This is a genomic window from Ruegeria sp. F12 (assembly GCF_056533885.1).
On record NZ_JBQFOV010000012.1, the window covers coordinates 90,401 to 116,058 of the forward strand.

The following is a 25,658-nucleotide window of genomic DNA, read 5'->3' on the forward strand; positions in this document are numbered from 1 at the left end:
CGCTGCGTTGCGGCATATGTGGTTCTTGTGATTGTAGGACGCAACGTTTGCTGTCAGGGTGCGCGCATGACTGAGACCGTGGAGCTTCCGCTTTGGCTGTTTTTGCTGATCCTGGTATTTGCCGCGGTCACATTTGCTTCGCATTTCCTGTTCCCTTCGGTGCGGTGGTTCTTTCGCCGTCGTCTTGAACGCGCAGTCAAACGCCTGAACACCCGCCTGCAACGCCCGATCCAACCGTTCAAGCTGGCCGAGCGGCACGACATGATCCAACGTCTGATCTACGACCCGCAGGTGGGGCAGGCTGTGCAAGACCATGCCCGCGAAACCGGGGTGCCCGAGGCGGTGGCCTTCGAAATGGCCCGCCGCTATGCGCGTGAAATCGTGCCCTCCTTTTCAGCCGTAGCCTATTTCAGCATCGCCATAAGGTTGGCGCGGATGCTGAGCAATGCGTTCTATGACGTGCGGCTCAGCTATCAGGATGAAGAGGCAATCAAGACTATCGACCCGGATGCGACCGTTGTGTTCGTGATGAACCACCGCAGCAACATGGATTACGTGCTGGTCACATATCTGGCCGCGCAACATTCAGCGCTGTCTTACGCGGTGGGGGAATGGGCACGAGTTTGGCCACTCAGCCGCTTGATCCGGGCCATGGGGGCCTACTTTATCCGGCGAAGATCGGGCAGTGAGCTGTACCGGCAGGTACTGGCTTGTTACGTGCGACACGCGACCGAAGCGGGGGTGACGCAGGCCATGTTCCCTGAAGGGGGGCTTAGTCTGACCGGTGCCTTAGGGCGCCCCAAGCTTGGTCTGTTGAAATACATACTGGACGGAACCAAGCCGGTCGGCAAGGACGTGGTGTTTGTTCCTGTTGCGCTGAATTATGACCGGGTGCTTGAGGACACAATCTTGACCAAGGCTGCACTTGGGAGTGAGAGGCGGTTTCGGGCTCGGATCGGAGTGATCACCGGGTGGATTCTGAAGCAGATCGGCCGCCGACTGATCGGGCGCTATACGCGCTTTGGTCTGGCGTCGGTGCGCTATGGCCGGCCCATTTCGTTGAAGGATTTCCGGGCCGAACATGAACAAGACGTCATGACTGACCTCGCTCGTGCTTTGATGGGACGTATCAAGGATGCAATCCCGTTGGTGCCGCTGCCTGCGATCTGCAAGCTGATCCAAGACCGAACTGAGTTGCTGGAGGATGATGTGCGCAGCCTTGTCGCGCAGGCCATGCGACGTGACGGAACTTTGACCGACCCGAGTGAGGCTGCAATCACCCAAGCTTTGGATCAACTTGTCCAAAGGCGGATTCTGAAACAAGTGGACGGGAAAATATCCCAATCTGGTCAAAGGGTTGACCTGCTGGAGTATTATGCGGCCTCGGTTCCGGGTGATGTGGAGTTCGGAGATGCTGCGCTCGCAAAGAGAATTTCTGCATCCGCTGGGTCATAAAATTACAAAATAGATACAAAATTGGTTGCAATATTTCTCAGGGCCCAATATTTCATCTGGTAAGGCCTGCGATTCTGCATCGCGGCAAACATTGAGATGGAAGGAGGCCAACATGGCTTTGGACACCGAAAGCGGTATCGCGACCTACGACGCGCCGGAAAAAGACCTCTATGAAATGGGTGAGATCCCTCCGATGGGGTTTGTACCCAAGAAGATGTACGCGTGGGCAATCCGCAAGGAGCGCCATGGCGAGCCGGACACGGCCATGCAGCTGGAAGTGGTCGATGTGCCCAAGCTGGACAGCCACGAGGTGCTGGTTCTGGTGATGGCGGCAGGTGTGAATTATAACGGCGTTTGGGCGTCGTTGGGCAAACCGATCAGCCCGTTTGACGGTCACGGTCAACCGTTCCATATCGCGGGTTCGGATGCTTCGGGCATCGTCTGGGCCGTGGGCGACAAAGTACGCCGCTGGAAAGTGGGTGATGAGGTCGTGATCCATTGCAATCAGGACGACGGCGACGACGAAGCCTGCAATGGCGGCGATCCGATGTACTCCGACAGCCAGCGTATCTGGGGCTATGAGACACCGGACGGGTCTTTTGCCCAGTTCACCAATGTCCAAGCGCAGCAGTTGATGCCGCGCCCCAAGCACCTGACCTGGGAAGAAAGCGCCTGCTATACGCTGACACTGGCCACCGCATACCGGATGCTTTTCGGTCACGAGCCGCATGACCTGAAACCCGGTCAGAACGTTTTGGTTTGGGGCGCTTCGGGTGGTCTGGGGTCTTATGCGATCCAGCTGATCAATACGGCGGGCGCAAATGCGATCGGTGTGATCTCGGATGAAAGCAAGCGTGATTTCGTGATGGGTCTGGGCGCAAAGGGCGTTCTGAATCGCAAAGATTTCAACTGCTGGGGTCAGTTGCCTACCGTCAACACCCCGGAATATGCCGAGTGGTTCAAAGAGGCCCGTAAATTCGGCAAGGCCATCTGGGACATCACCGGTAAGGGTGTGAATGTCGACATGGTGTTCGAACACCCCGGCGAAAGCACCTTCCCTGTCTCGACCTTCGTTGTAAAAAAGGGCGGTATGGTCGTGATCTGCGCCGGAACAACCGGCTATAACCTGACCTTCGACGTGCGTTACATGTGGATGCACCAGAAGCGCCTGCAAGGTTCGCACTTCGCGCACCTGAAACAGGCGTCCGCTGCGAACCAACTGATGGTCGAACGTCGTCTGGACCCTTGCATGTCTGAAGTCTTTGCGTGGAACGAGCTGCCCGAAGCCCACATGAAAATGATGCGCAACGAACATAAACCGGGTAACATGTCGGTTCTGGTTCAGGCACCGCGCACTGGCATGCGGACTCTGGAAGAGGTTCTGGACGCACGCGGATAACCGACCTGCTCTATCAGAAATCGCGCCCGCGAATCGTTGATCCGGTTCGCGGGCGCACTGCGTTTTAGGCGCGGGTGATCCTTTTCAACGACTTGCAGAACCCGGCCCCGCTATTTTTGGGGAGTAGAAACCAGTGAATAGCCTAAAAAACACTGCACATGTTATGGTTGTGTTAACCCTTCGTTAACCGTTTCGGAGCGACTTTAGATGGCGAAAAATGAGTGGATACTGGACGTTTTGTCGGATCTCAACGCCTTTGCGGTTGAGAACGGTTTGACCGCGCTTGCTGAGCAGTTGGATGACACCAAGCTGATCGCAGCGGCCGAGATTGCGTCCTTGAAGGATGAGGCTCGGACGCCCGCGAATGGGAACAGATCTGGATATGGCTCAGGTCCTGGAGGACTTGGAAAACACCAGCACGCTTGATGAATTGGGTGCGGTCGCCCTTGGATTACGCGACCGATTGCACATCGAGCATCTGATCTATCATTGGGTCGACGGGGCCGGGGACCAGTACGGGTATACGACCTATCCCGATGCCTGGGCCGAAAGATATCTCGAGCGGAATTACCACCGTATCGACCCCGTCATCCTGGGATGCTTTCAGCGCTTTCATCCTGTGGATTGGAAATCTCTGGACTGGTCCGGCAAGGTGGCGAAGAATTTCCTGCAGGACGCGTTGGAGCACGGGGTAGGCAACCAGGGCTATTCGATCCCGATCCGGGGCCCGAACGGCCAGTTTGCGCTGTTCACCGTAAACCACACCTGCGACGACGCCAGTTGGAAAGCTTTCATCGATACCCATGGGCGTGAGCTGATCCTGATTGCGCATTATTTCAACCGAAAAGCGCTGGAGTTTGAAAGCGACCGCCAGCCCGATGCGCCGCGTAGCCTGTCCCCGCGCGAGGTGGATGCGATGACCCTTCTGGCGCTGGGCTATAGTCGCGCGCAGGTCGCGCATTCCTTATCGATCTCGGAACACACGCTGCGAGTCTATATCGAAAGCGCCCGCGCCAAGCTTGGGGCGCAGAATACCACCCACGCGATCGCGACAGCGCTCAGCCGGGGATTAATCGTCGTTTAACGGCCGCACGCACCTCGAACCGTAATTTAACCATGGCTCTGTACCCCTTTCGTTCTTGCACAGGACGACAAGGGGAAAAGTCATGTTGCGCTATTTGTTTGCGGACGAACTACATATGTTTCCAGCCCTCGCTTACGGGATGTTCCGTGACCGGGCGGACCAGTTCAAAACCCGGCTGGGCTGGGATGTGAAGGTCGATGAAAATGGATATGAGCGGGATCAATATGACGATCTGAACCCGCTTTACGTCATCTGGGAAGAGGAAGACGGCAGCCATGGGGGCTCGATGCGGGTGCTTCCGACCACCGGGCGGGTCATGGTGAACGAGGTGTTCGGCCACCTGACCGGGGGCGAGCCGATCAACAGCCCTCTGATCTGGGAGGTGACGCGGTTTTGCCTGTCGCGCGCCGCCAGCCCGCATACCGCCGGTGCCATCATGCTGAGCGGGGGCGAGATCATGGAAGGTTTCGGTCTGACACATATCGCAGGCGTGTTTGATGCGCGCATGATTCGGATTTACCGGATGATCGGTTCGTCTCCGGTCGTGCTGGGCTCGGAAGGGAAAGGGCGGGATCAGATCTCGGTCGGGCTGTGGCCTTATTCGCCACAGGATTGTTCCCGCGTGGCCGAGCGCGCCGGTATCCCGCGTGAGCTGTCGCGCCTTTGGTTCAAGACCGCATTTGGCACCGGTCGGCAGCATCGGTTTGCTCTGTCGGCATAAGCTGTTGAAAACCGGAAACCGCATCTGGTGATGGCGGGCGCGGCCTTGTAGGGTCGCGCCATGTCTACGCCCTTAGTGACCTTCTCGGACGACCAAGCCGCTGCTTATGACAACATCGCCGAGATGTTGAGGTCGGCAGGCGTTGATCTGGATGACGATGCCCTTCTGAAACTGCCGGGCAATGGCAAATCCGGTGTGATGGCGGTGATCGGAAAGGCTGGGTCGGGCAAGACGCTGCTGTTGGCCGAGCTTTACAAGGCGCTGGCTGAAACTGGCGTTCAGATCGTCTCGGGCGATTTTGAAAGCCGCAAGGCGCGGGACAAACGCAGCCTTGCTATTCTAGCGCCCACCAACAAGGCGGCCAGTGTGTTGCGGTTGCGCGGCGTTCCTGCGACCACGATCCACCGTATTCTCTACACGCCGGTCTATGACCCCGAATATGAGCGGATTGCCGAGTGGCTGGCCGGAAACGACGAACGCCCCGAAATCGAAGGGTTGACGGACGAGGCATTGGACCGTGCCGCCGCGTTTTATGAAAACAACAAATCCATTCCGGGTGCTTTGGCGGCGGCGGGGCTACGTGGGTCGGACTTCATCACAGGTTGGAAGCGACGGGAAGAGCCCTTGGATATCGGGTTCGTGGACGAAGCCTCGATGTTGGACGACCGACAGTTCGAGGACCTGCAGGAGATTTTTCCAACGTTGTTGCTGTTTGGCGATCCGGCGCAGCTCGCTCCGGTCAATCAATCGGGCAGCATGGTGTTTGACGGTCTGCCCGAGCCGCGAAAACAAATCCTGCACCGGGTGCATCGCCAGACGGCAGACAATCCCATTTTGGATCTGGCCCATGCGCTGGCCGATCCAGCAATGGGATTTGAAGATTTCGAACGTCTGGTCGAACACACGGCCCGGCGGGATGACCGCGTCGTGTGGGGGCAGCGGGTCGAGGTTGATCTGATGGCCCGTAGCCCGGTTTTGGTCTGGCGCAATGCGACCCGCATTCGTTTGATTCAGGCATTTCGACATGTGCATGGCGCACCGGACACTGAATTGCTGGAAGGTGAGCCATTGATCTGCGACGGGATCGAACTGCCCTTGAAGCATCGAAAGAAGCGCCTGGACCTTGAGGCGCGCGGGCTGATCAAAGGGGCGCAGGTTGTTTATCTGGGGCCGGGTCGCAAGCCGGGTTTTTCGCGCCTGCATGTCATGGGGGCCGAAGACCCGCAGGTCAGCGCGGCCTCGATCGTTAAAATCGAAATGCCGGATGAGGAAGAGCCGTTCATCCCCTATGCCGCCCGCATGGGCGCGACCTTTCTGCATGGGGCGGCCGTGACTATCCACAAGGCGCAGGGGTCGCAATGGGACACAGTGCAGGTCTTTGCACCGGATATCTATGCCGCCGCTCGGATGGGCCGGACTGAGGCCGGGCAGCCTTTGTGGAAACGTCTGGCTTATGTGGCGATCACGCGCGCGCAAGAGCGGTTGATCTGGGTCGTGCGCAATCGTCTGGCAAAGCCGACCTATCCGTTACGCATTGATGACTTGCGGGCGGTTCCGGCGGCCTCGCTGACATTGGAGGCGGAAGAGACATGAAGACGATCATCGTAACCGGCGCAAGCTCGGGCATAGGGCGCGCCACAGCCGAGCTGTTTCTGAACAACGGCTGGACAGTCGGCCTGTTGGCCCGTAGCGCCGAAAAGCTGAGTGAAATAGCGCAACAACATTCCAAGGCGATCGCGCTGGCGGCAGATGTGACGGATCCGGTCGCGGTCGCGCGGGCTTTTCGGACGTTTTCGAACCGGGCAGACAGGCTGGATGTCTTGTTCAACAACGCGGGCATCTTTGCCCCCGGTGGTACAATTGATGAGATCGCGTTGGACGACTGGTACCAAAGCGTCAACGTGAACTTGAACGGCATGTTCCTGTGCGCTCGCGAAGCCTTTCGGATCATGCGACACCAGTCGCCGCAAGGCGGCCGGATCATCAACAACGGGTCGATTGCCGCTTATGTCCCCAGGGCGAATTCGGTGCATTATTCGGCGACCAAACACGCGATCACGGGGCTGACACGCAGCCTGTCGCTGGATGGGCGCGACTTTGGCATTGCCTGCGGTCAAATCGACATCGGCAACGCGCGAACGCAGATGGTGCAGGGACTGGTCGACAGCGCCGTTGCTGCGGGGCAGCAGCCGGATTCCACGATGGATGTTGAGGATGCAGCCCGGTCCGTGCTGCACATGGCGTCTTTGCCGCCCGAAGCGAATGTGCAGTTCATGACGGTAATGGCCACGACGATGCCCTATATCGGGCGCGGCTAGATCAGTTTTCGCGCAGCAGGCGGAAGGCCGTGGAGGCGCCCCAACCAGCGGCAATAGCGATGACCAGCGACATAAGCCCGTACCACACCGGTTGTTGGCGGGACATGTTGTAGAGGAACCGCTCTAACCCAACCTTGCGCACGTCAATCGTTGTTTCGAACTCAGAGATCACTTCGCGACCTCGGGTCAGGAAGATTCGCGCGGCATAGTCGCCCTCAGTCAGGTCAGCGGGCATGGCGATCGAGGTTCTGAACAAGGTTTGCTCATCCACCGCCACGGTGTTTTCGCGGATCGAATAGAGGCCTTCATCCTCGCGAATACGCACTACGGCATCCGCAAAATCCTGCGCGCCCTTGATGTGCATAGCGGCTCCGACCGAGCGGATGGCTCGTTCGATCGAGACGCGGTATCTCAGATCCTCGGTATCCGATAGGATTTCCTTCAGTGGCCCGCTTGTGGCCACGGCGTAAAAGCTGGGGGCGAGGTCGACCAGAACGCTGTCGGTGTTGACCCAGATGCCCAGCTTACGCTCTTTCCGCCGGACAGTTACGGGGCTGGACGGCCCGGCCACGGCGACGATCACCTCAAGCGGAGGGCCGTCCGGGATCGGTGTTTCGCGTTTGACGGCACCAAAAATCAGTATCTCGGACCCGTCGAAGGTTGCAGTGATTGCAACGCGGTCCTGGCTGAGGCCAAGCACTACGGATTCTTCTTCGGCCAAAGCCGGAGTGGTGCAGAGGGCAAGTAACAGGATCAGCCGTTTCAGCATGATCAATGCCCCCCTTCCGCGCCAAGCGAATACAGCTCGGACGGTTCCAGTAGCAGGTCCAGCGCCAGTTTACCGCACACCACCAAAACCAGCGCGGCCAGCAGAACCCGAAGCTGCTCAGCCGGCATACGCGCGCCAATCACGGTCCCGATCTGCGCCCCGACAACACCGCCCACTAGCAGTAGGACAGCCAGCACGATATCGACCGTGTAGTTCGTGGTTGCGTGCAACATCGTGGTGAAGGCCGTGACGAAGATGATTTGGAACAGCGAGGTGCCAACAACCACCTTTGTCGGCATTCCCAGCAGATAGATCATCGCGGGCACCATGATGAACCCGCCGCCCACGCCCATGATGGCGGACAAAACGCCCACGCACAGGCCGACCAGAACCGGCGGAATAACCGAGATATAAAGGCCGGACGTGCGAAAGCGCATCTTGAACGGCATCGCGTGGACCCAGCCGCGCTGACGGCGCGCTGCGGGCGCGGCCCCGCCTTTTTTAGACTTGCGCAGCGCATTCAGGCTTTCGATAAACATCAGGCTGCCGACTACGCCCAGAAATACGACGTAGCACAGTGTGACCAGCAGATCGACCTGACCGAGGCTTTTGAGGTAGTTGAATACCACCACCCCAAGGGCCGCGCCCATTAAGCCCCCCGTCAGCAAAACAGTCCCCATTTTGAGGTCGACGGTCTTTCGCCTGAAATGAGCCAACACCCCGGAAAAGGACGAGGCGACGATCTGGTTTGCTTCGGTCGCCACTGCGACAGCTGGGGGGATGCCTATGAAGAACAGCAGCGGCGTCATCAGAAACCCGCCACCGACACCGAACATGCCGGATAGAATCCCGACCATGCCCCCGAGTCCCAGCAGCAGAAAGGCGTTGACGGAAACTTCGGCAATGGGAAGGTAAATCTGCATGATAAACTAGTACTTGAGGCCAGATGCGCCGTTCAACGCCGCAAAGCTCGTTTCAACAGAAAATGACGGAAGCCGGTTGTGACCCGCTAAGGCAATCCGCAGAAACCCGGCCACAGTGGGCTTTTTTCCAAGGACAGCTATCACAGGAAACACTCGCATACCTCTTTAGAGCGGGTGCGGCATGTAAAATCAACTCTACATGCCGCTCTGCAGCAAAAAGGACTGAAAGGAATCCTGAAACTGGACCTATCAGCGCTCTTTCACGTAGGGTTCGCCACCCGCGCGGGGCGGTACAGCCTTGCCGACGAACCCGGCCAGAATGACCACGGTCAGGATATAAGGCAGCGCGTCCATGACCTGTACAGGGATGATGACACCGCCAAGGTCGATATTCTGGAACCGCAGCGCAATTGCCTGAAGCAGGCCGAATAGCAGACAGGCACCCATCGCGTGCCAGGGCCGCCACTTGGCAAAGATCAGCGCGGCTAGTGCGATGAACCCGCGACCGGCGGTCATTTCTTTGACGAAGCCGGCTTGCAGGGCGGTCGCCAGATAGGCGCCCGCGATCCCGCACAGAACACCGCAAATGGCCACGGCAGCAAAGCGCAGTCCCACGACCGAGACCCCGGCCGTATCAACGGCGGCCGGGTTTTCGCCCACGGCCCGCAAACGCAGGCCAAAACGGGTGCGGTACAGAATCCACCACGTCAGCGGCACCATCAGGAAAGCGACGTAGACGAGGATCGAGTGCCCTGAAAGTAACTCGGAATATATTGGCCCAATGATAGGCACACTGCTCAACGCGTCGGCAAAGGGGAAGTTGATCGGCTCGAACCGGCCCCCGCCGAAAAGGGACGGGGTTCGCCCGCCCTGCTGGAACCAACTTTGTGCGACCAGAACTGTCATCCCCGAGGCTAGGAAGTTGATCGCCACGCCCGAGATCAGCTGATTGCCCCGGAACGTGATCGAAGCAACGCCATGCAGGGCCGACAGGATCAGTGAAGCCCCGATCCCAGCCAGAAGGCCCAGCCAGACCGAGCCGGTCACAGCGGCCACGGCGGCCGAGAAGAAGGCGGACATGAGCATCTTGCCCTCAAGCCCGATGTCAAAGATGCCCGCGCGTTCCGAATAGAGCCCCGCCAGACAGGCCAGCAGCAGCGGCGTTGCCAGTCGAATTGTCGAATCGAGGACTTGGATAAGAGTTACGAAGGCCTCCATCACTGCGCTCCTTTCCGCAGGCTCAGGAACAGCTTTTCAAGCGGCATCCGTACCATGTTGTCCAACGCTCCGGTGAACAGGATCACAAGCGCCTGAATCACCACGATCAGCTCACGCGGGATCGAGGTCCACAGCGCAAGTTCTGCACCGCCCTGATAGAGAAACCCGAACAGGATCGCGGCAAGGAACACCCCGAACGGGTGCGACCGCCCCATCAGCGCCACGGCGATGCCGATGAAACCTGCGCCCTCGGTCGAGTTCAGGACCAGACGCTCTGCCTCGCCCATGACGTTGTTGATGGCCATCATTCCGGCCAATCCGCCCGAGACCAGCATGGCGATGATGGTAATGCGCACCGGGGAAATCCCGGCATAGACGGCCCCGGTTTCCGAATGGCCATAGGCGCGGATTTCATAACCTAGCCGCGTGCGCCAGATCAGCGCCCAGACCGCGACACAGGCCAGCAAGGCCACGAAGAACGAGATATTCGCGGGCGCGCCCCGGAACAGAGCATTCTCGGCGGTTGAGAACATGGACTGGAATGTTGGCAGATGCACCGCTTCGGGGAAACGCGCGGTTGCCGGGTCTTGCGAGCCCTGCGGGCGCATCACGTTGACCAGCATATAGTTCAGGAAAGCTGCCGCGATGAAGTTGAACATGATCGTGGTGATTACGATGTGGCTGCCGCGCTTGGCTTGCAGGTAGGCGGGGATTGCCGCCCACATGGCACCGAACAGGGCGGATCCGACACAGGCGGCCAGCAGGGCAATACTCCAGTGTGGCCAGTCAATGTAGAGGCACACCATGGCGACGCCCAAACCGCCCAGCATGGCCTGACCTTCACCGCCGATGTTGAACAGACGCGCGTGAAATGCCACGGCTACGGCCAGACCAGTGAACATGAAATTGGTCGCGTAATATAGCGTATAGCCCCAGCCATAGGTCGACCCCAGCGCGCCGGTGACCATCAGGTTCACGGCCTCGATAGGGTTTTCACCTATGGCGAGGATCACCAGCGCCGAGAGGATTGCGGCCAGTACCAGACTGATCAGCGGGATCAGAACGACATCGGCCCATTTGGGCATTTTATCCATGCTTCACGCGGCCTTTCCCGCAACACCGGCCATCAGCAGGCCCAGCTCTTTTTCATCCGTCTCATGGGGCAGGCGTTCGCCCATGATATGTCCGTCAAACATCACCGCAATCCGGTCGGACAGCGAGAAGATCTCTTCCAGCTCGACCGAGACCAGCAAGATCGCCTTGCCCTGATCGCGCAGAGCGACGATCTGTTTGTGAATGAACTCGATCGCGCCAATATCCACGCCGCGGGTGGGTTGACCGACGAGCAACAGATCGGGGTTCCGCTCGATCTCGCGCGCGACGACGATCTTTTGCTGGTTCCCGCCCGAGAAGTTCTTGGCCGCAAGCCAGCCATCGGGCGGGCGGACGTCGAACTTTTCCATCTTGGCCTCTGTATCAGCGCGCAGGGCGGAGTTGTCCATGAACAGCCCCCGCTTGTAGGCCGGGTCGCGGTGATAGCCGAAGGCCACGTTCTCCCACGCGTGAAAGTCCATGATCAGACCTTCGCGCTGGCGGTCCTCGGGTACATGCGCAATGCCTTGCGCACGGCGGGTTTGACCATCCGAGCCCGCCCCGCTTAGCACCAAGGGCGCGCCGTTCAGGCGGATCGTGCCCTGACCCGGACGCATCCCGCCTAGAACCTCAAGCAGTTCAGACTGACCATTTCCGGCAACCCCAGCTATCCCCACGATTTCACCCGCGCGGACGGTCAGGTCGATGCCTTTGACCCGCTCGACACCCGCACCATCGGTGACACTCAGATTTTCAATCTCAAGCACGGGCTGGCCGGGTTTTGCGGGCAGTTTATCAACCTGCAACAGCACTTTGCGCCCAACCATAAGCTCGGCCAGTTCCTGCGGGTTGGTATCGGCGGTTTTGACTGTGGCCGTCATCTCACCACGCCGCATGACCGAGACGGTGTCGGTGTTTTCCATGATCTCGCGCAGCTTGTGGGTGATCACGATGATCGTCTTGCCCTCGGACCGCAGCCGGTCGAGGATGCGGAACAGCTGATCGGCCTCGGCCGGGGTCAGAACCCCGGTGGGTTCGTCCAGAATCAGAATTTCGGCCTTGCGATACAGTGCTTTGAGAATTTCGACACGCTGCTGCATGCCCACGCCGATCTCGTCGATACGCTTGTCGGGGTCGACGAACAGCTCGTATTCTTCTTCCAGCGCTTTCAGTTCTTTACGCGCTTTGGACAGCGAGGGGGCCAGCAGCCCTCCGTCCTCGGCGCCCAGAACGATGTTTTCCAGAACGGTGAAGTTTTCCACTAGCTTGAAATGCTGGAACACCATCCCGATGCCCGCTGCAATCGCGGCTTGGCTGTCCGGGATGTCGGTCTTGGTACCGTTGATCCAGATCTCGCCCTTATCGGCCTTGTAAAAGCCGTAGAGGATGCTCATCAGCGTGGATTTGCCCGCGCCGTTTTCGCCGATGATCCCATGGATCGTACCGGGAGTGACGCTGATCGAGATATCTTTGTTGGCCTGAACCGGCCCAAAGGCTTTGGAAATGCCCTTAAGCTCAATGGCGGGGACGCTCATGTCTTGTCCTCAGATTGCCGAAAAGGCCGCATGGCGCGCGGCAGGGTAGGAGGCCGGGCGGAGGCTAAACCCCCGCCCGCGCGATATCAGAACTGCAGTGCGGGGCAGCTGTCGTTCTCGTAATAGCTGGTCACCGTGACATTGCCGTCAATGATGTCCTGACGCGCCTTGTCGACCGCGCCTTTCATCTCGTCCGAGACCAGCGACGCGTTGTTGTCGTCCATGGCAACGCCTACGCCTTCTTCGGCCAGACCCATGGCGAAGACGCCGGTTTCAAGGTTCTCACCCGCTTTCATCGCGTCATAAACGGCGACGTCCACGCGTTTCAGCATCGAAGTCAGTACCTTACCCGGATGCAGGTGGTTCTGGTTGCTGTCCACGCCGATCGACAGAATGCCTTCGTCGGCAGCGGTTTGCAGAACACCCACGCCGGTGCCGCCTGCGGCTGCGTAGATCACGTCAGCACCCTGGCTGATCTGCGCCTTGGTCAGTTCCGAGCCCTTCACCGGGTCGTTCCAGGCTGCAGGGGTGGTGCCGGTCATGTTGGCAACAACTTCAATGTCAGGGTTCACAGCTTTGGCACCTTGGGCATAGCCGCAGCCAAAGTGACGGATCAGCGGGATGTCCATGCCGCCAATGAAACCAACGGTGCCAGATTCAGACGCCATCGCTGCCATCATGCCAACCAAATACGAGCCCTCATGCTCGGCAAAGCCGATCTGACGCACGTTGGGCGCGTCCAGCCAGTTCACGTCAACTGCGACGAATTTGGTGTCGGGATAGTCGCCCGCAACAGCCGACAGCGGATCGGCCATGGCAAAGCCCATGGTGATGATCGGGTTCAGACCGGCCTCGGCAAAGCGGCGCAGAGCTTGTTCGCGCTGGGCTTCGGATTGCAGTTCGATCTCGCGATAGCTGCCACCGGTTTCATCGGCCCAACGCTGCGCGCCATTATGGGCGGCCTCGTTGAACGATTTGTCAAACTTACCACCCAGGTCGAAGATCAGGGCCGGTTCAGCGAGGGCCGCACCTGCGGTCAGTGCGACGGCCGCGGCGGCGCCCATCAAGGATTTCATCAGGGTCATTTGTTACTCCCGTTGTTATTGTCGGTCGGGGCCAAGATAGCCCCGTTCACCCACTAAGAGCGAGCATATCTGTTGTGATGGCGGGAATTAAGGCCGTTTGCAACAGCCGGGGTCAACTGATTTTTGACCAACTGGTCGAAAAAAATTTGATACGTCGTTCAGGTCAAGTCACATTCCATCACAACGGCGTCAATTTTCTGATTGTTTTCGCGCACATAGTAGCCCCGTCGCAATCCGCAGGGGCGATAGCCGCAGGTTTCATACAGGGAAATTGCCGCAGCATTGTCTTGCGCCACTTCCAGAAAAGCTCGCCTCGCGCCCAAAGTTTTTGCCAAAGCGTGCCATTCTTCCATCCGCGCCCGCGCCAACCCCTGACGCTGCATCTGGGGGCAGGTCGCTATTGTCAGCAGTTCGGCCTCGTCTGCGATGACCTGAATCAGTGCGAAAGAGTGTTCGTTTCCAACCACATGGGTAAAGTGATTCTGTAGAAGGTCGTTGAATTCGGCCTCGGTCCACGGTCGCGACTGCGTGAAGGCCGCCGCGTGGGTGCCGGCCAACGCGCGGGGGGTCATTCGTCCAGCAGGACCGGAGGCAGGTCCTTGGACGGAGCGGCGTCTGCAGCCCGCGCATAAAGCGGGGCCGGAGGGCCGTCATTGCTCTGCCATCTCTGTCGGGTCACATGCGCGATGCCGCGGACCTGCAATTCAGCGTTGTCATTGAAATTCAACGGGCCGAGTGATTCTGCCTGATCAAGCGGGATCAGAGCGGGCGAGTGACCAGCAGGCGCAACATAGACTTGATCGCGGGGCGCGCGAATGGCGGGAACCGCGTCTTCTGCGCCATCGGCAAGCGCATCGAACCCCGAGACTCCGACCGCAGGGATGCCCAAACCCAATACAAGGCCACGTGCAGCGGATACCGATATGCGGATGCCAGTGAAATTGCCCGGTCCGATGCCGACGCCGATGGCCGACAGATCCTGCCATGTGCAGTCTGCCTCAGCTAGCAATTCCTCAAGCAGGGGCATCAGACGTTCGGCCTGGCCACGTGTCATCTGTTCAACGCGGGTTGCGACGATCTGGTCCCCGTCTAACAAAGCGGCCGCGCAATGCGCGGCCGATGTGTCAAACGCCAGAATGATCGGATCAGACGGCAACAGGGCGTACCTCGGTCACTTCGGGGATGTAGTGACGCAGCAGGTTCTCGATCCCCATTTTCAGTGTCAGGGTCGAGGACGGGCAGTTCGCGCAAGCCCCCTGCATGTGCAGATAGACAACGCCGCGGTCAAATCCGTGGAAGGTGATGTCACCACCATCCTGAGCGACCGCAGGGCGCACACGACTGTCCAGCAGGTCCTTGATCTGGTTGACCACCTCGGCGTCTTCGCCGGTATGTTCTGCGTGGCCCGACTCTGTCGTGGCATCTGCCGCCATGACCGGCTGGCCGGATTGGTAGTGCTCCATCACCGCGCCAAGGATAGCGGGTTTGATATGGTCCCACTGCACGTCTTCCGATTTGGTGACGGTTACGAAATCATTGCCAAAGAACACGCCAGTTACACCGCTGACGGTGAAAATCCGGTTGGCCAGAGGTGATTTCTCTGCCGCGTCTGCCGATGGAAAGTCTGCAGTTCCTGCCTCCAGCACGGTCTGGCCGGGCAGGAATTTCAGGGTGGCGGGGTTCGGCGTGGATTCGGTCTGGATGAACATGGCGCGGCTCCGTTTCAGTTGTTCCTGATATGCGGGTCCATGCGCGGGAAGTCAAGATTTGGAACGGTTCTAAATTTCAGCCGCCAACTTTATCGCATCGTCCAGACGGTCATCGCCCCAGAACAACTCATCCCCAACCAGAAAACTGGGCGCACCGAATAGCCCCTTGGCCTGCGCGTTTTTGGACTGTTCGATCAGGGCCGCCTTGATCGCCGGGTCCTGTGCTTGGTCTATGAAACCCGCAGACAACCCAACCGCGCTCAAGCAACCGGCAAGTACGTCATCGTCGGCGATATTCTGACCGTCCGCAAACTCTGCGGAATAGACCGCCCGCACAAACTTGGCCTTTGGGGCCGCATCCTTAATCGCCAGTGTCAACCGCGCTGCTTTCAAACCGTTCTGAGGAAACATGCCGGGACGCTGGAACGGCAGCCCGCGTTGCGTTGTCAGCCGTTCCATATCCCGCCACATGTAGTCACCTTTGGCGGGATAGAGGTTGAAAGGCGAGTCGTTCCAACCTTGCGCAGCAAATATCGGCCCCAGCAGAAAGGGTTGCCAATCGACCTTAACGCCATGGCGACCTGCGGCGTCTTCGATCCGCATCGCGCTGAGGTAGGAATAGGTTGAGGCGAACTCGAACCAGAACTGAATGCTGAGCGTCATGGTTGACCCTTAGGTAATCGCTTCCAGCTTTTCCTTGCTCAGGTCACCCGGAACGATAGTGATCGGAATTGGCAGGCTGCCCGAGTTCTTGGTCAGTTGCGTGACCAGCGGGCCGGGCCCTTTCTTTTCGACACCTGCACCCAGAACGAGTACGCCAATCTCGGGGTCGGATTGCACGTGTTCGATGATCTGCGGCACGGGGTCGCCTTCGCGAATGGCCAATTCGGGGTCGACGCCCTGCTTGTCACGCATCCACTTTGCGAAAACCTCATAATGGGCGTGGATACGTTCACGGGCTTCTTCGCGCATCACTTCTGCCACGCCGATCCAGTGGTTGAACTCATCGGGGGGAATGACCGACAGGATCGTCACGCCACCGCCGGTATGCGCCGCGCGCATAGCTGCAAAACGCATTGCGTTCAGACATTCGCGGCTGTCATCCAATACCACCAGGAACTTACGCATGGGTGTCCTCATTCATTTCGGGCGATCATGCCCGACCTGATGCGCGCTGGCAACCGAAGCCTATCGCGAGCTGGCAGCCCAATCCCAATACAACTCGCGCGCACGACGGGCGATAGGCCCGACCTGATATTGCGTATCCTGCAGCGCCGTGACCGGGGTGATTTTGCTCATGTTGCCGGTCATGAAGACCTCATCAGCTTTGTGGAAATCCTCGAAACTCAGGATCGCTTCGTGCACGGTCACACCGTCTGCACGCAGGTTTTCGATATGGCGCGCGCGGGTGATTCCGGCCAGAAAGGTGCCGTTCGGGGTGGGGGTAAGCACCTCGCCATCCCGGACCATAAAGATGTTGGCGGTCGCGGTTTCAGCCACATGTCCCAACGCATCCGCGACCAGCGCGTTTGAGAAACCGTTGGACCGAACCTCTTGCAACATTCGCGCGTTGTTGGGGTAGAGACAGCCTGCCTTGGCGTTCACAACCGCCGACTCCAGAACCGGGCGACGGAAGCGCGTATAGCCCAGTGTCACCGACGCAGATTCGGGCGCCATTGGAATCTCTTCCAGGCAAATCGCGAAGCCCGTACTGTTCTCCAGTGGCACGATCGCCGTGCGGTCGCCGTCGATGCCCCAATACATCGGACGGATATAAACCGCTGCGTCCGGCGCATAACTTTCCAGCCCTTCGCGGATGATCTCGACCATCTGCTCGGTGGTCACAAACGGCGTCAGCATCAAAGCCTCGGCTGAGCGGTTCACGCGGGCACAGTGCGCCTCAAGATCTGGGACCAGACCGTCGAAATAGCGGGCTCCATCGAAGACGGACGACCCCAGCCAAGCGCCGTGATCGGCTGCCCGCATGATGGGCGCATCCCCGTCATGCCACTGACCTTCGAAATACGTGCGAATATTCTTGCCGACTGCCATTACGCCCTCCCAAGCTTTGCGGCAAACCTAGGAAGACGCCGCGGTAACGTCCAGAGCAATCAGCCCTGTTTTGCGCCAACCATGCCCACGATTTCGTAAGTTTGTTGCAGGATCGGGGCGGCAACAGCGCGCGCCTTTTCTGCCCCATTGGCCAGAATCCGGTCAATCTCGTCCTCTTCGCCCATCAGGCGGGCCATCTCGCCCGAAATCGGAGCCAGTTTCGACACGGCCAGTTCGGCCAGCATCGGTTTGAACTCGCCAAACTGCTTGCCGCCAACCTCGGCCAGAACCTGCTCGGCGGTCTGATCGCTGAGCGCCGCGTAGATATTGACCAGATTGCGCGCCTCAGGGCGTTCGGACAGGCCATCCACATCCGAAGGCAGAGCATCGGGGTCGGTCTTGGCCTTGCGGATTTTCTTGGCAATCGTGTCGGCGTCATCGCTCATGTTGATCCGCGTCATATCCGACGGGTCCGAGGACGACATCTTGCGCGACCCGTCCCGCAGGTTCATCACGCGCGGGGCGGGGCCGCCGATGACGGGTTCGGTCACCGGGAAGAACTCGACGCCATAGTCATGGTTGAACTTGATGGCGATGTCGCGGGTCAGTTCCAGATGCTGTTTCTGATCCTCACCCACCGGCACATGCGTCGCGTGATAGGTCAGAATATCCGCCGCCATCAGCGCCGGATAGGCAAACAGACCCAGTGAGGCATTCTGAGCATTCTTGCCGGCCTTATCCTTGAACTGCGTCATCCGCTGCATCCAACCCATCCGGGCGATACAGTTGAAAATCCAGGCCAGTTGCGTGTGCTCGGGCACTTGGCTTTGATTGAACAGGATGGATTTTTCCGGGTCCAGGCCAGCAGCGATAAAGCCTGCGCAAACCTCGCGGGTCTTTTCGCGCAGGCGGGTGGGGTCCTGCCAGACGGTGATCGCGTGCAGATCGACCATGCAATAGATGGTCTCAAAATCGTCGCCCTGCATATCCACGAACCGCTTGAGCGCACCCAGGTAGTTGCCAAGGTGCAGGTTCCCCGACGGCTGGATGCCGGAAAACACGCGCGGTGTGAACTGGGTGTCGGTCATCGAAGGGAACTCCCGTCTGGAAAAATCAGCCCCCGTCGCTTACCCATGAGGCAAAGGGACGTCAACAGCCGCGAAAGGCCAGCCCAATGAGCAGTGAGCATTATACACCCGCCGTGAACCCTTTGCCGCCCGTGGTGGTGGCGCTGGTCTTGTTCATTTTCGGGATCGAGGTGATCTTCATGCTGGGCGCGCGTGGTCTGGTCGGCGGACCAGGAGCGATTGGTTGGCGGCTGGATGCCTTGCAGCACTACGCGTTTTCGCCGGACATTTTCGATTGGATGATGAAAAACGGGCGCTGGCCGTTTGAACACCTGATCCGCTTTGTGACTTACCCGTTTGTCTCGGCCAATTTCACGCAGGCGGTCTTTGTCTGTGTTTTTGTTCTGGCCATGGGCAAGATGGTGGCCGAGGTTTTTGGCAGTGTTGCGATGCTTGTGATCTTTGTTGTCTCGGGCATTGGCGGTGCGCTGGTCTATGCACTGCTCTTGGACCCGCGCTATCCCTTGGTAGGAGGGTTCCCTCCGGTCTACGGCCTGATCGGCGCGTTCACGTGGATCTTGTGGCGCAAGCTGTCGCTCGTCGGTGAGAACCAGTCGCGCGCGTTCAGTCTGATCGCGGTTCTGATGGGCATCCAACTTGTGTTTGGCCTGCTTTTTGGCGGAACGCTGGATTGGGTGGCGGATCTGGGCGGGTTCGCTACAGGCTTTGCTCTGTCATTTGTGGTTGGTCCCGGCGGTTGGACAAGGATCATTGGGGGTATCCGCCGCGATTGATCAGGACCGCCGCAGTGCCTTTTTGAACTCGGTGATTTCAAAGGCGCGCAGAAGGTGGCCCAGCACAAAATACAACGCTGCCGCACCGATGATGAGGGCCAACAGTGCCACATAACGCCAGCCTGGCAGGTGAAATGCCCACCCGAACAGGGAAAGCGCGGCAAAAAGGCCAACGCCCATCCCAAGCGATGCGGCCACGATCCGCCATGCCCGGTGTTTGAACCGGTCATCAAAGCGCGCCTCCTCGCCCATGCGTCGCGCTCCTAGCGCGAGCAGTCCGACCATGGCCCACCCGGCGACCGAGGCCGCAATCGCAGGCGCAATCCAGCCCACCAGCGGATAAAGCCCAAAGGCCAGCCCCGCATTCACCACCATCGCCACCGCCGCATAGCGGAACGGAGATTTTGTGTCCTCGCGCGCGAAGAACAGCGGTTGCAACAGCTTTTGCAGCATGAAAGCCGGCAGGCCGATACCATAGATCGCCACGGCCAGCGCGGTGGCGGCGGTATCCTCGGCGGTGAATTGGCCACGCTCGAACAGGACCGAGACCAGAGGGATCGGCATGATCACAAAGGCCACGGTTGATGGAAGGGTCAGCAGCAGCGTGAACTCTCCGGCGCGGGAAAAGGCGTTGCGGGCACCGTCTTTGTCACCCGCACGCAGGCGGCGGGACAGGTCAGGCAGCAACACGATTCCAACGGCGATGCCCACCACACCCAAGGGCAGTTGATACAGCCGGTCCGCGGCAAACAACCAACTGACCGCGTTTTCGGTTTTTGAGGCCACAAGCTGCCCCACCACCAGATTGACCTGCGTCACCCCCATCGCCAGCGCGGCGGGGACGGCGATGCGGACCATACGCTTCATCTCGGGGCTGAGTTTCGGCAGGCCGGGGCGGATGCGGATACCCGCGCGCTCGGTCGCGACCCAGACCAGCGCAAGCTGCGCCACACCGGCCAAGGGGATGATGGCGATCAGCCAGCGGATGACTTCGCCGCCCGACAGGGCTCCGGCGATCATGGCGGTGCAGGCAAAGATGTTCAGCAGAACGGGCGCTGCGGCAGCGGCCGCAAAGCGGCCCGTGGCGTTCAGAACGCCCGAAAACAGTGCGGCCAGTGACATGAACAGGATGTAGGGAAAAACTACGTAACCATAATCCACGGCCAGATCGAACCGGTCGTCGCCATAGAACCCTTCGGCGGTTATCCAGACCAGTGCGGGCATGAACACCATCGCCAGCCCAACCAGCGCTAAAACGGCCACGGCCAGCAGGTTGAAGGCATCCTGTGCGAATCCTTCGGCGTTCTCGTCCCCTTCCAGCCGTTTGGAAAACATCGGCACGAAGGCCGCGTTGAACGCACCTTCGGCAAAGAAGCGGCGGAACATGTTGGGCAGGCGGAAGGCGGCCACAAAGGCGTCCATCACCGGGCCCGGCCCGATAAAAGCCGTCAGCAGGATTTCCCGCAGAAACCCCAATATCCGACTGGCCAGGGTCCAGAACCCGACCGTGAACAGGCCCGAGAACAGCCGGATCTGCTTCATGATTCCGCGCGCTCGGCGCCCTCGGTGATGGCTTTGCGCAGCTTGGCCTCAAGCCCACGCTGCTTGCTTTCGGAGTGGTATTTCAGCCCGAACATATCCTTGACATAGAACGTGTCCACCACCTGCTCGCCATAGGTCGCGATCACCGCGTTGGCGACATAAACATTGGCTGCGGCCAGCGTGCGCGCCAGATCATAGAGCAGACCGGGGCGGTCGCGGGTATCGACCTCGATAATCGTATAGATTTCAGACCCGTCATTGTCGAAGATGATATGTGTCGGCACGTTAAAGGCGCGTTCGCGTTTCTTGATCTTGTCGCGCGATTTCAGCGCGTCGCGCGCCACAACTTCGCCCTTTAGCGTTTTGTGTATCATCTGCGTCAGGCGTGGCAGGCGGCTGGCTTCGAATGGGCGGCCATCTGCGTCCTGTATCCAGAATGCATCCGTGACATAACCATCCTTGGTCGTATAGCTGCGCGCGTCGACCACGTTCGCCCCAACCAGCGCCAAGGCCCCCGCAATCCGTGCAAAGATGCCCGGATGGTCGCCCATGGCGAAACAGGCGCGGGTGGCGTCGCGGTCCTCGTCCGGTTGCAGGCGAATCTCCATCGCGCCCGCGTCGCCACTGCGGTCAAGTGCCTGCAGCATCTCCGCGAATTCCACATGGGTCGAGAGGTTGAGCCCCTGCCAATACGGGTCGTAATGCCGCCCGGTCTCGGTCTTGAGGTCGGCCTTGGACCAATCGGCCAATTCGGCGCGTAGGGTCTTTTTCGCCTCAGCCCCGCGATTGGCACGGTTGAGGTCTTCCATCCCGGTCTCAAGCGCGCGTTTGGTTTCCGCGTGCAGTGCGCGCAACAGGGTGGCCTTCCAGTTGTTCCAGGTATCCGGACCGACGCCGCGAATGTCACAGACCGTCAGGACAGTCAGCAGGTCCAGCCGCTTGACCGTCTTCACCGCCTTAGCAAAGTCGCGCACTGTGCGCGGGTCGGAAATATCGCGCTTCTGCGCCATGTCGGACATCAGCAAATGATAGCGCACCAGCCATTCGACCGTTTCCGCGTCAGCCTTGTTCAACCCAAGCCGAGGTGCAATTTTGCGGGCCAACTGTGCGCCGAGGATCGAGTGATCTTCGGGCCGCCCCTTGGCAATATCGTGGATCAGCAGGGCGACATACAGAACCTTGCGGTTCACCCCCTTTTTCAGAATCGAAGAGGCCAGCGGTAGTGACTCGATCAACTCGCCCCGTTCGATCTGGGCGAGGTTCACGATGCACTGGATGGTGTGCTCGTCCACCGTGTAGCTGTGATACATGTTGAACTGCATCATCGCGACGATGTGCTCGAATTCCGGGATAAAGGCCGACAGGACCCCCAACTCGTTCATCCGGCGCAGGGCGCGTTCTGGATTGCCATGTTTCAGCATCAGATCAAGGAAGATGCGCTGGGCTTCCTTGTCCTCGCGCATGTCGTCGTCGATCAGGTTCAGATTGGCTGTTACCAAGCGCATCGCATCCGGGTGAATCAGCATCCCCGTGCGCAACCCTTCTTCGAACAGGCGCAGCAGGTTCAGCTTATCGGCCAGAAACGTCTCGGCGTTGGCCACATCCAGACGTCCATGCACCACCTTGTAACCTGGTTTGGCCTTTGGACGGCGACGGAATATCCGCTCAAGCAGAGGCGCTCCCTTCATATGGGTGGCTTCCAACTTAGTCAGGAAGATGCGGGTCAGCTCACCCACCTTCGTCGCTTCGCGGAAATAGCGCTGCATGAACACCTCGACCGCGCGTCGTCCGGCGCGATCCTCGTATCCCATGCGCTCGGCCACCTCGACCTGCATGTCAAAGGTCAGTTGTTCGGTTGCGCGCCCAGTGACCAGATGCAGGTGCGAGCGCACGGCCCACAGGAAATCTTCGGCCTGAACGAATGTGTTGAACTCATCAGGTGTGAACAGGCCAAGTGGCACCAGTTCGGCCACGTCCTGCACGCCATAAATGTACTTGGCGATCCAATAGAGCGATTGGAGATCACGCAGCCCGCCTTTGCCCTCTTTGACATTGGGCTCGACCATATAGCGCTGGCCTTGCTTCTGGTGGCGTTCGTCACGCTCTTGCAGTTTGGCTTCGATAAAGGCCCGTTCGCTGCCTTTGAACAGCTCATCCCGCAAGCGGGTGTTCAGTTCATCTGACAATGTTGTTTCACCAGCCAGATAGCGCTGTTCCAGCATCGCCGTTCGGATGGTGAAATCCTCGGCCCCCAGCCGCAGGCAATCCTTGATCGTGCGCGAGGAATGCCCGACCTTCAGCCGCAGATCCCACAGGATATACAGCATGGATTCGATAACACTCTCGGCCCAGGCGGTGATCTTGTAGGGGGTCAGAAACAGCAGATCGACATCCGATGACGGGGCCATTTCACCCCGGCCATAGCCGCCCACTGCCAGAACCGCGATCCTTTCGCCCTGCGTTGGCGTCGCCAGAGGGTGCAGATCCTGGCTGGCCACCTGCATCGCCGTACAGACCAGCCCATCGGTCAGATAGGTGTAGGAATGGGTTAAAGGGCGCGCGTCGAACGGACGCTGGGCAAAGGCGTCGGCAATGGCCTGACGCCCAGCCTTTTGCGCAGCACGCAGGACGCGCACAGTCTCGGATCGCCGCGCGCTGTTGTCTGCGGTGTTTTCAAAGGCCTCCGAAAGATCGGCCATGACGGCGGCACTGTCGAAAATATCTTCGGCCGGGCAAATCAGCTCACCCTTGGGGGTCAGCGTCAGGGCCGGTCGATCAGAAACCGGCGCCAGAGAAGCTTTGTGGGGCAGGGTCAATCACTACTACCTGTTTATTCTGGATCGTGGCGACTGCCAGACCTCGTTCATTGGTGCCATCGGGGCGCAGGCGGAAGATGCCGCCGACACCTTGGAAACCGGCATTCTGGGTCAGGGCCGAAGCTGTCAGCGCGTCTGCTTTCCCCTGGCTGACTAGAGCGCCGATCGCGGCAATACCATCATAGGCCAACCCGCTGATCGGATGAGGTGCTTCGCCATAGGTGTTGTTATAACGCTGGCGGTAGGCTTGCGCCTTGGCAGGGTCGGGCAATGCGAACCAGCCCCCCTGCACACCCGGCAGCTCTAGTGTTTGTGCCGGGATGTCCCAGCGGGTCAGGCCAATATATTGCGTTATGGTCGGTGACACGCCTGCTTCGGGCAAAAGCTGCGACAGCAGCGGCAGAGCCCCCGCCGTAGTCGCTGTCAGGATGATCGAATCCGCGCCTGCGGCATCGACGGTTGCTTTGATCGTCGGCACCGAGTTGATCACGCCCTGTTGCGACCGGTCATAGCCGACCGTGCCCGCATTATTCACCCGGCTGGTGCTCAGCGCGCGGGCAATTGCGGATTGGCCCAACTGGCCCGCGGCATCGTTGGAATGTACGATGACCATTCCGTTCTTGCCTTGCGATCCAGCGAAATTGACCAGCCTGTTGGCCGTGTTGTCAAAAGTCGGACCCAGAACAAAAACATTGCCACCTGCAATGCTTGTGTTGTTTGAGAAGGAGAGGACATTGACGTTGTTGTTCAAAACCGCCAGACCGGCCGAGTTTGCGGCCTGCGCATAAACCGGCCCCAGGATGATTTTGGCCCCCTCGGCAACCGCACGTTGCGCCGCAGCCGAGGCTGTGCCCGAGTTGCCTTGCGTGTCATAGACCCTCAGATCAATTTGCACATTCTGCAAGTCCGCCATGGCCAGGCGGGCCGCGTTTTCCAGGCTACGGGCCAGCGCTGCGTCACCCGAATTCGCTGAACCTGCTGGAACCAGCAGGGCCACGGGAACAGGTTTGGACGTGTTGATCGACGGGCCACCACCGGTTCCGCCGGGGACGCAGGCGGTCAAAAGCGCCGCGGTTGCCAATGCGATGGCGGATTTCGCCAGTTTGCGAACGGGCTTGCAAACGCTAAACATCTAAAAGAAAACTCCCTGTCCCAGCGGCTTGATGCTCCGCCATTCTGTTAGGCCGCGATAATAAACGTCACGCTGTGAGGGTCCAGCTTTGAATCACCAAAAAGTCAGATTGGGCCCGGGCCTGTATTTTGTTGCCACTCCGATCGGCACGGCGCGCGACATTACGCTCAGGGCACTGGACGTGTTGGCCTCGGCAGATGTGATCGCGGCTGAAGACACCCGCAGCCTGCGCCGGTTGATGGAGATACACGGTGTTCCGCTGGAAGGCCGTCGTATTCTGGCCTATCACGATCACAGCGGCGCTGGCGCGCGACAGAAAATTCTGCAAGCTCTGGCGGATGGCAGCTCGGTGGCCTACGCGTCCGAAGCCGGGATGCCTTTGATTGCCGATCCGGGCTATGACCTTGGCCGCCAGGCGGCCGAAGCGGGGCACACCGTCACATGCGCCCCAGGTCCCTCGGCGGCTTTGATGGCGCTGACGCTTGCTGGCCTGCCCACGGATGCCTTCTTTTTCGCTGGATTCCTGCCCAACACGTCGAACGCGCGAAAGTCAAGGATCGAGGCGCTGCGCGATGTGCCGGGCACACTGATCTTCTACGAATCACCCAAGCGCGTTGCGGCCTGCCTGTCGGACTTGGCCGCAGTGTTGGGTAACACAAGACAAGCGGCAATGTGCCGGGAACTGACCAAGAAATTCGAGGAAGTGAAACGCGGAACTCTGGCCGAGTTGGCCGCTGATTTAAGCGGACAGACTGTCAAAGGCGAAATTGTCCTGCTTGTGGATCGCGGGCATTCGGAAACTGTTAACGAATTGGACGTAGAACAGGCTTTGAAGGAAGCCTTGGAAACCCATTCGGTTCGGGATGCGGCAGATCTGGTGTCGGATATGTTCAAACTGCCCCGTCGCCCGATCTATCAAAAGGCTCTGAAGCTGGGAAAGAGATGAC

Annotated in this window: 25 protein-coding genes; 9 read left to right on the forward strand and 16 right to left on the reverse strand. The window is 59.4% G+C overall.

The genetic code is table 11. From position 1 onward, the window contains the following. The first annotated feature begins 66 nt into the window (after positions 1-66). The 7 genes from ACR0CA_RS15820 (at position 67) to ACR0CA_RS15850 (ending at position 6,977) form a co-directional block, all read left to right on the forward strand. The gene (locus tag ACR0CA_RS15820) at positions 67-1,455 is read left to right on the forward strand and encodes a 1-acyl-sn-glycerol-3-phosphate acyltransferase (RefSeq protein ID WP_480900151.1); all 1,389 of its coding nucleotides are present in this window, start codon (positions 67-69) and stop codon (positions 1,453-1,455) included. 112 nt (positions 1,456-1,567) lie between these two features. Then, positions 1,568-2,854, forward strand: coding sequence for a crotonyl-CoA carboxylase/reductase (ccrA, locus tag ACR0CA_RS15825; RefSeq protein ID WP_170772516.1), 1,287 nt, complete (start codon positions 1,568-1,570; stop codon positions 2,852-2,854). Between the two features lie 207 nt (positions 2,855-3,061). Continuing rightward, positions 3,062-3,280, forward strand: a complete 219-nt coding sequence (locus ACR0CA_RS15830; RefSeq protein WP_170784701.1) for a hypothetical protein — start codon at positions 3,062-3,064, stop codon at positions 3,278-3,280. Then, the gene (locus tag ACR0CA_RS15835) at positions 3,219-3,938 is read left to right on the forward strand and encodes a helix-turn-helix transcriptional regulator (protein ID WP_480900153.1); all 720 of its coding nucleotides are present in this window, start codon (positions 3,219-3,221) and stop codon (positions 3,936-3,938) included. The genes ACR0CA_RS15830 and ACR0CA_RS15835 overlap by 62 nt, the downstream gene beginning before the upstream one ends. 82 nt (positions 3,939-4,020) lie before the next feature. Continuing rightward, positions 4,021-4,659 (forward strand): acyl-homoserine-lactone synthase, encoded by a 639-nt coding sequence (locus ACR0CA_RS15840; protein ID WP_480900155.1) that lies wholly within the window; start codon positions 4,021-4,023, stop codon positions 4,657-4,659. A gap of 60 nt (positions 4,660-4,719) precedes the next feature. Further along, positions 4,720-6,252, forward strand: coding sequence for an ATP-dependent DNA helicase (locus tag ACR0CA_RS15845; protein ID WP_480900157.1), 1,533 nt, complete (start codon positions 4,720-4,722; stop codon positions 6,250-6,252). After that, positions 6,249-6,977 (forward strand): SDR family oxidoreductase, encoded by a 729-nt coding sequence (locus ACR0CA_RS15850; RefSeq protein ID WP_480900159.1) that lies wholly within the window; start codon positions 6,249-6,251, stop codon positions 6,975-6,977. The genes ACR0CA_RS15845 and ACR0CA_RS15850 overlap by 4 nt, the downstream gene beginning before the upstream one ends. 1 nt (position 6,978) lies before the next feature. Here ACR0CA_RS15850 and ACR0CA_RS15855 read toward each other — a convergent pair whose 3' ends face one another. The 13 genes from ACR0CA_RS15855 to trpS form a co-directional block, all read right to left on the reverse strand. Beyond that, positions 6,979-7,746, reverse strand: a complete 768-nt coding sequence (locus ACR0CA_RS15855; protein WP_170772508.1) for a TIGR02186 family protein — start codon at positions 7,744-7,746, stop codon at positions 6,979-6,981. A 2-nt stretch (positions 7,747-7,748) separates the two neighbouring features. Beyond that, the gene (locus ACR0CA_RS15860) at positions 7,749-8,669 is read right to left on the reverse strand and encodes a sulfite exporter TauE/SafE family protein (RefSeq protein WP_170772506.1); all 921 of its coding nucleotides are present in this window, start codon (positions 8,667-8,669) and stop codon (positions 7,749-7,751) included. Positions 8,670-8,918: 249 nt separating this feature from the next. Beyond that, the gene (locus ACR0CA_RS15865; RefSeq protein WP_170789742.1) at positions 8,919-9,887 is read right to left on the reverse strand and encodes an ABC transporter permease; all 969 of its coding nucleotides are present in this window, start codon (positions 9,885-9,887) and stop codon (positions 8,919-8,921) included. Then, positions 9,887-10,981, reverse strand: a complete 1,095-nt coding sequence (locus ACR0CA_RS15870; RefSeq protein ID WP_480900162.1) for an ABC transporter permease — start codon at positions 10,979-10,981, stop codon at positions 9,887-9,889. Before ACR0CA_RS15870 ends, ACR0CA_RS15865 begins: the two co-directional genes overlap by 1 nt. 3 nt (positions 10,982-10,984) lie before the next feature. Continuing rightward, positions 10,985-12,514, reverse strand: a complete 1,530-nt coding sequence (locus tag ACR0CA_RS15875) for an ABC transporter ATP-binding protein (RefSeq protein ID WP_170784865.1) — start codon at positions 12,512-12,514, stop codon at positions 10,985-10,987. A gap of 86 nt (positions 12,515-12,600) precedes the next feature. Continuing rightward, positions 12,601-13,599, reverse strand: a complete 999-nt coding sequence (locus ACR0CA_RS15880) for a BMP family lipoprotein (RefSeq protein ID WP_170772498.1) — start codon at positions 13,597-13,599, stop codon at positions 12,601-12,603. Between the two features lie 158 nt (positions 13,600-13,757). Further along, a complete protein-coding gene (locus ACR0CA_RS15885) occupies positions 13,758-14,171 on the reverse strand; it encodes a GNAT family N-acetyltransferase (protein WP_170789745.1) in 414 nt (137 codons plus the stop codon). Beyond that, positions 14,168-14,755: a tRNA (adenosine(37)-N6)-threonylcarbamoyltransferase complex dimerization subunit type 1 TsaB gene (tsaB, locus tag ACR0CA_RS15890; RefSeq protein WP_480900164.1), complete on the reverse strand. Its 588-nt coding sequence runs from the start codon at positions 14,753-14,755 to the stop codon at positions 14,168-14,170. The genes ACR0CA_RS15885 and tsaB overlap by 4 nt, the downstream gene beginning before the upstream one ends. Further along, complete coding sequence (locus ACR0CA_RS15895) at positions 14,745-15,308, reverse strand: NifU family protein (protein ID WP_170772492.1); 564 nt, start codon at positions 15,306-15,308, stop codon at positions 14,745-14,747. The genes tsaB and ACR0CA_RS15895 overlap by 11 nt, the downstream gene beginning before the upstream one ends. Before the next feature lie 69 nt (positions 15,309-15,377). Further along, positions 15,378-15,971: a DsbA family protein gene (locus tag ACR0CA_RS15900; RefSeq protein ID WP_480900166.1), complete on the reverse strand. Its 594-nt coding sequence runs from the start codon at positions 15,969-15,971 to the stop codon at positions 15,378-15,380. A 9-nt stretch (positions 15,972-15,980) separates the two neighbouring features. After that, a complete protein-coding gene (locus tag ACR0CA_RS15905) occupies positions 15,981-16,436 on the reverse strand; it encodes a universal stress protein (RefSeq protein WP_170772489.1) in 456 nt (151 codons plus the stop codon). A 60-nt stretch (positions 16,437-16,496) separates the two neighbouring features. Next, entirely contained in the window at positions 16,497-17,360 is an 864-nt protein-coding gene (locus ACR0CA_RS15910; RefSeq protein WP_170789748.1) for a branched-chain amino acid aminotransferase, read from the reverse strand. A gap of 59 nt (positions 17,361-17,419) precedes the next feature. After that, positions 17,420-18,448 carry a tryptophan--tRNA ligase gene (gene trpS / locus ACR0CA_RS15915; RefSeq protein ID WP_480900169.1) on the reverse strand — a complete coding sequence of 343 codons (1,029 nt, stop codon included), beginning with the start codon at positions 18,446-18,448 and terminating at the stop codon, positions 17,420-17,422. Positions 18,449-18,534: 86 nt separating this feature from the next. Here trpS and ACR0CA_RS15920 point away from each other — a divergent pair, with 86 nt between their 5' ends. Beyond that, complete coding sequence (locus ACR0CA_RS15920) at positions 18,535-19,221, forward strand: rhomboid family intramembrane serine protease (protein ID WP_170772483.1); 687 nt, start codon at positions 18,535-18,537, stop codon at positions 19,219-19,221. On the opposite strand, the gene murJ is transcribed toward ACR0CA_RS15920, so the two are convergent. Genes murJ through ACR0CA_RS15935 form a run of 3 tightly spaced genes read right to left on the reverse strand, consistent with a single transcriptional unit; the run spans position 19,222 to position 24,711 of the window. Beyond that, positions 19,222-20,763 (reverse strand): murein biosynthesis integral membrane protein MurJ, encoded by a 1,542-nt coding sequence (gene murJ / locus ACR0CA_RS15925; protein WP_480900171.1) that lies wholly within the window; start codon positions 20,761-20,763, stop codon positions 19,222-19,224. It lies immediately after the preceding gene. Further along, positions 20,760-23,579, reverse strand: a complete 2,820-nt coding sequence (locus ACR0CA_RS15930) for a [protein-PII] uridylyltransferase (RefSeq protein WP_170784849.1) — start codon at positions 23,577-23,579, stop codon at positions 20,760-20,762. Before ACR0CA_RS15930 ends, murJ begins: the two co-directional genes overlap by 4 nt. Beyond that, positions 23,539-24,711, reverse strand: a complete 1,173-nt coding sequence (locus tag ACR0CA_RS15935; RefSeq protein ID WP_170789751.1) for a penicillin-binding protein activator — start codon at positions 24,709-24,711, stop codon at positions 23,539-23,541. Before ACR0CA_RS15935 ends, ACR0CA_RS15930 begins: the two co-directional genes overlap by 41 nt. A gap of 88 nt (positions 24,712-24,799) precedes the next feature. Here ACR0CA_RS15935 and rsmI point away from each other — a divergent pair, with 88 nt between their 5' ends. Then, positions 24,800-25,657 carry a 16S rRNA (cytidine(1402)-2'-O)-methyltransferase gene (gene rsmI / locus ACR0CA_RS15940; protein ID WP_480900174.1) on the forward strand — a complete coding sequence of 286 codons (858 nt, stop codon included), beginning with the start codon at positions 24,800-24,802 and terminating at the stop codon, positions 25,655-25,657. Position 25,658 lies beyond the last annotated feature (1 nt).

What these genes read in the sequence shown, in the direction of transcription:
- ACR0CA_RS15820 (WP_480900151.1), top strand. Translation starts at nt 67, where the DNA reads ATGACTGAGACCGTGGAGCTTCCGCTTTGGCTGTTTTTGCTGATCCTG.
- ccrA (WP_170772516.1), top strand. Translation starts at nt 1,568, where the DNA reads ATGGCTTTGGACACCGAAAGCGGTATCGCGACCTACGACGCGCCGGAA.
- ACR0CA_RS15830 (WP_170784701.1), top strand. Translation starts at nt 3,062, where the DNA reads ATGGCGAAAAATGAGTGGATACTGGACGTTTTGTCGGATCTCAACGCC.
- ACR0CA_RS15835 (WP_480900153.1), top strand. Translation starts at nt 3,219, where the DNA reads ATGGGAACAGATCTGGATATGGCTCAGGTCCTGGAGGACTTGGAAAAC.
- ACR0CA_RS15840 (WP_480900155.1), top strand. Translation starts at nt 4,021, where the DNA reads ATGTTGCGCTATTTGTTTGCGGACGAACTACATATGTTTCCAGCCCTC.
- ACR0CA_RS15845 (WP_480900157.1), top strand. Translation starts at nt 4,720, where the DNA reads ATGTCTACGCCCTTAGTGACCTTCTCGGACGACCAAGCCGCTGCTTAT.
- ACR0CA_RS15850 (WP_480900159.1), top strand. Translation starts at nt 6,249, where the DNA reads ATGAAGACGATCATCGTAACCGGCGCAAGCTCGGGCATAGGGCGCGCC.
- ACR0CA_RS15855 (WP_170772508.1), bottom strand. Translation starts at nt 7,746, where the DNA reads ATGCTGAAACGGCTGATCCTGTTACTTGCCCTCTGCACCACTCCGGCT.
- ACR0CA_RS15860 (WP_170772506.1), bottom strand. Translation starts at nt 8,669, where the DNA reads ATGCAGATTTACCTTCCCATTGCCGAAGTTTCCGTCAACGCCTTTCTG.
- ACR0CA_RS15865 (WP_170789742.1), bottom strand. Translation starts at nt 9,887, where the DNA reads ATGGAGGCCTTCGTAACTCTTATCCAAGTCCTCGATTCGACAATTCGA.
- ACR0CA_RS15870 (WP_480900162.1), bottom strand. Translation starts at nt 10,981, where the DNA reads ATGGATAAAATGCCCAAATGGGCCGATGTCGTTCTGATCCCGCTGATC.
- ACR0CA_RS15875 (WP_170784865.1), bottom strand. Translation starts at nt 12,514, where the DNA reads ATGAGCGTCCCCGCCATTGAGCTTAAGGGCATTTCCAAAGCCTTTGGG.
- ACR0CA_RS15880 (WP_170772498.1), bottom strand. Translation starts at nt 13,599, where the DNA reads ATGACCCTGATGAAATCCTTGATGGGCGCCGCCGCGGCCGTCGCACTG.
- ACR0CA_RS15885 (WP_170789745.1), bottom strand. Translation starts at nt 14,171, where the DNA reads ATGACCCCCCGCGCGTTGGCCGGCACCCACGCGGCGGCCTTCACGCAG.
- ACR0CA_RS15895 (WP_170772492.1), bottom strand. Translation starts at nt 15,308, where the DNA reads ATGTTCATCCAGACCGAATCCACGCCGAACCCCGCCACCCTGAAATTC.
- ACR0CA_RS15900 (WP_480900166.1), bottom strand. Translation starts at nt 15,971, where the DNA reads ATGACGCTCAGCATTCAGTTCTGGTTCGAGTTCGCCTCAACCTATTCC.
- ACR0CA_RS15905 (WP_170772489.1), bottom strand. Translation starts at nt 16,436, where the DNA reads ATGCGTAAGTTCCTGGTGGTATTGGATGACAGCCGCGAATGTCTGAAC.
- ACR0CA_RS15910 (WP_170789748.1), bottom strand. Translation starts at nt 17,360, where the DNA reads ATGGCAGTCGGCAAGAATATTCGCACGTATTTCGAAGGTCAGTGGCAT.
- trpS (WP_480900169.1), bottom strand. Translation starts at nt 18,448, where the DNA reads ATGACCGACACCCAGTTCACACCGCGCGTGTTTTCCGGCATCCAGCCG.
- ACR0CA_RS15920 (WP_170772483.1), top strand. Translation starts at nt 18,535, where the DNA reads ATGAGCAGTGAGCATTATACACCCGCCGTGAACCCTTTGCCGCCCGTG.
- murJ (WP_480900171.1), bottom strand. Translation starts at nt 20,763, where the DNA reads ATGAAGCAGATCCGGCTGTTCTCGGGCCTGTTCACGGTCGGGTTCTGG.
- ACR0CA_RS15935 (WP_170789751.1), bottom strand. Translation starts at nt 24,711, where the DNA reads ATGTTTAGCGTTTGCAAGCCCGTTCGCAAACTGGCGAAATCCGCCATC.